Source organism: uncultured Campylobacter sp. (assembly GCF_905371695.1).
GTDB lineage: Bacteria > Campylobacterota > Campylobacteria > Campylobacterales > Campylobacteraceae > Campylobacter_A.
Window position 1 is genome coordinate 1 of sequence record NZ_CAJPMA010000138.1, and the last position, 2,875, is coordinate 2,875.

Here is a 2,875-nt window from a genome sequence, read left to right on the forward strand (position 1 = left end):
TTTCTGGCTACTTCGATTATTTCGCCGTTATCTTTTTGAACTATTACGCTTGAAATTTCGCCGCCATCTTTTAAAATTTGCGCGATTTTGCCCTGTTCGCCGTTATAATACTCGCCCCATTTGTTCGTCGTAAAAATTATTTTAGCACCGATTTTCATATCTAAAATTTCAGGCGCATTTAACGAATTTATCCAATTTATCAGCGAACGCTCCGATAAATTTTCATCGTAAATTTTAACCTCCGCTCGCGAGGTTTCAAGCGGAGTTTGCAGCGCGGCAAGGCGTCTGGCGTTTAACGCGTCCGCTTCGTAATTTCGCCCGAAAAGCACGCTCGTATCGTCTCCCAGCTCCGCGCTAGGCACGCGCAAATTTTGAACGTAATCTGCCACTTCTTGCGTTAGCTCGCCTACTCTAAGGCGAGATAAAATTTCGTAAAATTTTCTATCTTGCGTGCGTTTTGATATTAAAAGCTCGATATTTTTAAATTTAAATTCGCTCCACGCGTGCGAGCTAAACGCATAGGTAAAGCTAAATAGCGCTTGCCGGTCGGGCGCGCTTTTTTGCACGGGCGGCAGCTGATAAAAGTCGCCGACCACTAGCACGCGGCCTTTAAATTTAGATCCTAAAAGCCTAAATCTAATCATCTCTATTAAATCCGCGCTAATCATTGAAATTTCGTCTATTACGAGCAAATCGCAGCTATCAAGCATCGTTTTTAACTGACTGATTTTTCCGCGTTGCCTTCTATCAAAAGCCCGCAGCTCCTCGTAATTTTTACAAATACCGAATTTAAAAAAGCTATGCACGCTCACGCCCCCTACTCCGACGGCGCTAATACCCGTGCTGCCTAGCACGACGACGTTTTTAAGCTCGCTTCTGTAATGTCTGATAATCGCTTGCGTAAGGTAGCTTTTGCCTACGCCGCCGCCGCCGGTTAAAAAGACGTTATCGCGCTTTAAAATTTCTAAAATTTGCCCTAGCATCTTTTACTCGAAAAACTCCGGCCTATACTCGAAATGCATCGTATCGAAATGCCGCCATCGCCCGCCCCAGATAAATTTATTTCGCTCGAAAATTTCTACGATTTCGCGCGGGATTAGATTTTCGTATCTCTTGTTCCACCGCCAGTAACGGCTCTTTTCTACGTTAATATCCACCGCGACGGCGTAGCTATGCGCGCTTAGGCGGTTCGTACCAGCGATTACGCGCCACTTAAACGTGCCGCCGGGATTTTTTAAAAATTCCAGCATTTTAGGGTCTCGCCTTACCAGCTCGTCTAATTCGCGGCTTACGTTTTTTAGCGCCTGCGCCGCGCCGTTTTTAGAGTTAAATTTTAGCTTTAAATTTAGCGTCTGCGGCAGCCATGAAACGATTTCCAAATTTTTCTTTACTTCGCTCTCGCTACCGCCATAAATTTTACTTAAAAACTCGTAGCTGCGGCATCTGCCGACGTCCGTTTTAGGCTCTAAAATTTCCGAAAACGCGGCGTAATCAAAGGCAATCATATCTTTGGGGCTCGCCTCGTTTAGCGAGCATTCGTCGTTATTGGGCGCGCCGCTATCAAATTTCACGCGCGAGCCGTCGGGAAACACCGCTAAATTATCCCGCACTTTCACGCCGTAAGCTCTTTCAAACCGCGCTACCTTTCGGGCAAAATCGTCGCCCTCGCGCGAATTTTCGCTCAGGTCGCTTCTTACGTCTCTTTTGGTAGAATTTTGCTCGGCAATTACTGGCGCTTGGGCGCTTGGCGTCGTGCGAGATACGTCTAGCACCTGTTCGCCCGCGTTTTTATCGTCGTTCGCGCTAAAATCTAACGCCGCGTCGCTCGCCGCGCTACCGGCTTCGTCGCCCGTTACGGGAATTTTAGCCTCCGCAAATCTCGCGCGACCTTTAAGCGAACCCGCGAACGGCTCGCTCATACCGCGTAAATCTAAAATTTTGCGCTCGAAAGGAACGAGATTTCGCAAAAATACCTGCAAAAACGCGCCTAGCGCCTTTAAATTTTCATCCTGCGCAGCATGAGGATTTTGCTCTTGCAAAGGCGGCGCTTTTAAAACGTTTATGGAATCGATTTTTGAGATTAGCAAGGATTTTTCGTCCACGTCCGCCCTACCCGCGCCGATTTTTAGCGTAGTAATCGCCGTTCCGCCGATGATCGCGCGACCGCCGCCGTTAGTTTTAATGCCCCACGCGTCGTGCATTACGAGCAGATCCTCTCCGCGCGCGCCGACGTAGAGCATGATGTGTCCGGGCAAATAAACTAGCGTCATATACGGCACGCCGCGCTCTTTTATGATTTTTAGTTTTTCGCGCTCGCTTAGCCCTTTAAGCGAAATTTTCTCGCCCATATTAGCTTGCGCTTTGGAGTTGCGCGGTAGCCACAGACCAAACCCCGCTAAAAAATCCTTCGTAAACAGCGAGCAGTCGCGCATATCCCCCTCTCCGCCCCAGCCGTAGGGCTGATTTAGTAGAGTATTTGCGACCTCGCGGAAATTTTCGTCGTTAAATTTTAGCGGAAAACGCGCGGCTACGGACTTTGAAATTTTATAGCTTTTTAGCCCCGAGCGGGTGTAAATTTGCCCGTAAAATTCCTTTTCGTTTTCGCCCAAATATCCCAAAATCGCTCCGACGCGAGCGTAAAAAATAAAATTCCCCCTGCCGTCGTAAACGGGCGTTTTGTCGCTTTTTACGGTTAGAAATTTTTGCTCTTTAAACGCCTGCGCCTCGCGCTCGCTTAAAATTCGTAAATCCTCCGCCTTTACCCAGCCCCAGGTCGTATCGTCGCTTACGAACGCCCAGGCGCGGTCTAGCGAAAAGTGCGAAACGAAAAGCGGCTGAGCGATGCTAAGCGTAGAAAGCTGCAAATAATCAAACG

General features: G+C 48.2%; 2 protein-coding genes. Both read right to left on the reverse strand.

Annotated elements, in window-relative coordinates:
- On the reverse strand, nucleotides 1-983 hold a 983-nt coding region (locus QZ147_RS08945), incomplete at its 3' end, for an AAA family ATPase (protein WP_295149494.1).
- A 3-nt stretch (nucleotides 984-986) separates the two neighbouring features.
- On the reverse strand, nucleotides 987-2,875 hold a 1,889-nt coding region (locus QZ147_RS08950), incomplete at its 5' end, for a M15 family metallopeptidase (RefSeq protein WP_295149497.1).